Origin of the sequence: Frankia sp. ACN1ag (assembly GCF_001414035.1) — a bacterium.
In the GTDB taxonomy this organism is placed as follows: Bacteria; Actinomycetota; Actinomycetes; order Frankiales; family Frankiaceae; genus Frankia; species Frankia torreyi.
Genome location: NZ_LJPA01000085.1, coordinates 1 through 1,842, shown reverse-complemented (window position 1 = coordinate 1,842; position 1,842 = coordinate 1). Strand labels below are relative to the sequence as shown.

Sequence of the window (1,842 nt, the reverse complement as noted above, 5' to 3'; positions counted from 1 at the left end):
ATCCCGGAGCGGTCGACGTGTGGCGTCACGCCTGGCCGGAGTTCATTCCGTTCCTCGACTACCCACCCGAGCTCCGGAAGATCGTGTACACGACCAATGCGATCGAGTCGATGAACTTCCAGCTCCGGAAAATCACGAAGAACCGCGGGCATTTTCCCGACCGTGACGCGGCGATGAAGCTACTCTACCTCGGGCTTCGCAACATATCGAGTCAGCGGGGCGGCGAGTCCGGCACCGGAACCCACGGATGGAAAATCGCACTCAACACGCTCTCCAGCCTCTTCCCCGGACGCCTACCTTTCTGATAGTGTGAACGCGNAAGCTAAGCTATTCACCTCTGGCTTACACGGAAATCGTGACAGGCTCGGCCGGTGACCCGGACCGAACGCCGGCAGGTCTTCGACCTGCCCGAACTCCGTCCACATGTGACCGAACATCAGCTCCTCGAACGGGAATGCGGCTGCGGGACACGCACGAAAGCGACCCCACCGGCCGGGGTGGACGCCCCGGTGCAGTACGGGCCGCGGGTGACCGCGGCGGCGGTCTACCTGTACTCCGGCCAGTTCCTGTCGAAGGACCGGACCGCGACCGCNCTCGCCGAGCTGGTCGGGATCCCGATCTCGGCGGGCACGGTCGCGGCGATGGCCGCCCGCGCCGCCGCCGACCTGACCGCTGTCCGCGACCTGCTCGCCGGCGCCGAGGTGATCGGCGCGGACGAGACCGGGCTGCGTGTCGCCGGGAAACTGCACTGGGTGCACTGCGCCCGCACCGGGAAGTACACCCTCATCGACTGCCATCCCCAGCGTGGGACCGCCGGGATCGACGCCCTCGGGGTGCTGACCGGCTTCGCCGGGGTCGTGGTCCACGACGCCTGGGCCGCGTATGACACCTACACGTCCGCCACCCACCAGCTGTGCGTCGCCCATGTGCTCCGCGAACTGCAGGCGATCACCGACACCGCCCCGGCCGGGACCTGGTGCTGGGCCACCCAGGCCGCCGACGCCCTCGTCGCCCTGCACCGCCTCACCGTCGACGCCGCCACCACCGGCACGCCGGTCGACCCGAAGGCGCTGGCCACCCACACCCGCCAGCTCCGCCACGCCGCCCACATCGGGATCAGCCAGACCTCCCCGCGGGGCACGACACTCATGGCCGCCCGCCACGCCCTGGCCTGCCGCCTCGTCGACCGCGAGGCCGACTACCTGCGCTTCACCCACGACCTGCGGGTTCCCGCGGACAACAACGGCTCGGAACGCGACATCCGCATGATCAAACTGCGGCAGAAAGTATCCGGCTGCCTACGCACCCTCACCGGCGCCCGCCAGTCCTGCGCGATCCGAAGCTACCTGTCCACCGCTACCAAACACGGCATCGGCCAGTTCCCCGCCCTCGTCCAACTCGCCGAGGGCCGCCCCTGGATGCCCACAACCACCTAACCAAAGATCAAAGCGGTACCCGACCAGTTGCACCGGGGGTTGGGTTGAGGTGGTCCCCGTTCTTCNGACAGTGATCCCTATGTGGGATAATTGATCCGTGAGCGGAGGAGATCAATGAGTCAGTCGCNGAGGCGGTACACGCCCGAGNACAAGGACGAGGCCGTGAAACTCGTCATCGATTCGGGTCGGCCGGTATCGGCGATCGCGAAGGATCTCGGTATCAACGAGGGAACCTTGGGGAGCTGGGTGGCCACCTGGCGTCGGACCCACCAGGGCGAAGAAGAGCCACTTTCGATGTCCGACCGCGCACGGTTGAAGGAGCTGGAGAAGGAGAACCGGGAACTCCGGATGGAGCGCGAGTTCCTCTCAAAAGCGACCGCCTTCTTCGCGCAACGCCATCAGTGAC

General features: G+C 66.8%; 2 protein-coding genes and 2 pseudogenes. All 4 read left to right on the top strand.

All coding sequences use genetic code 11. From position 1 onward, the window contains the following. Positions 1 to 305, top strand: a 305-nt coding sequence (locus UK82_RS30580) for an IS256 family transposase (protein WP_055410916.1), incomplete at its 5' end; no start/stop codon positions are given. Between the two features lie 66 nt (positions 306 to 371). Further along, a pseudogene (locus UK82_RS41260) lies at positions 372 to 592 on the top strand (IS66 family transposase); the annotation flags it as partial. Between the two features lies 1 nt (position 593). Continuing rightward, positions 594 to 1,436: IS66 family transposase (gene tnpC, locus UK82_RS30575; RefSeq protein WP_236706636.1), on the top strand; the 843-nt coding region annotated here is incomplete at its 5' end. Positions 1,437 to 1,584: 148 nt separating this feature from the next. Then, positions 1,585 to 1,842 (top strand): annotated as a pseudogene (locus UK82_RS30570) (transposase); the annotation flags it as partial.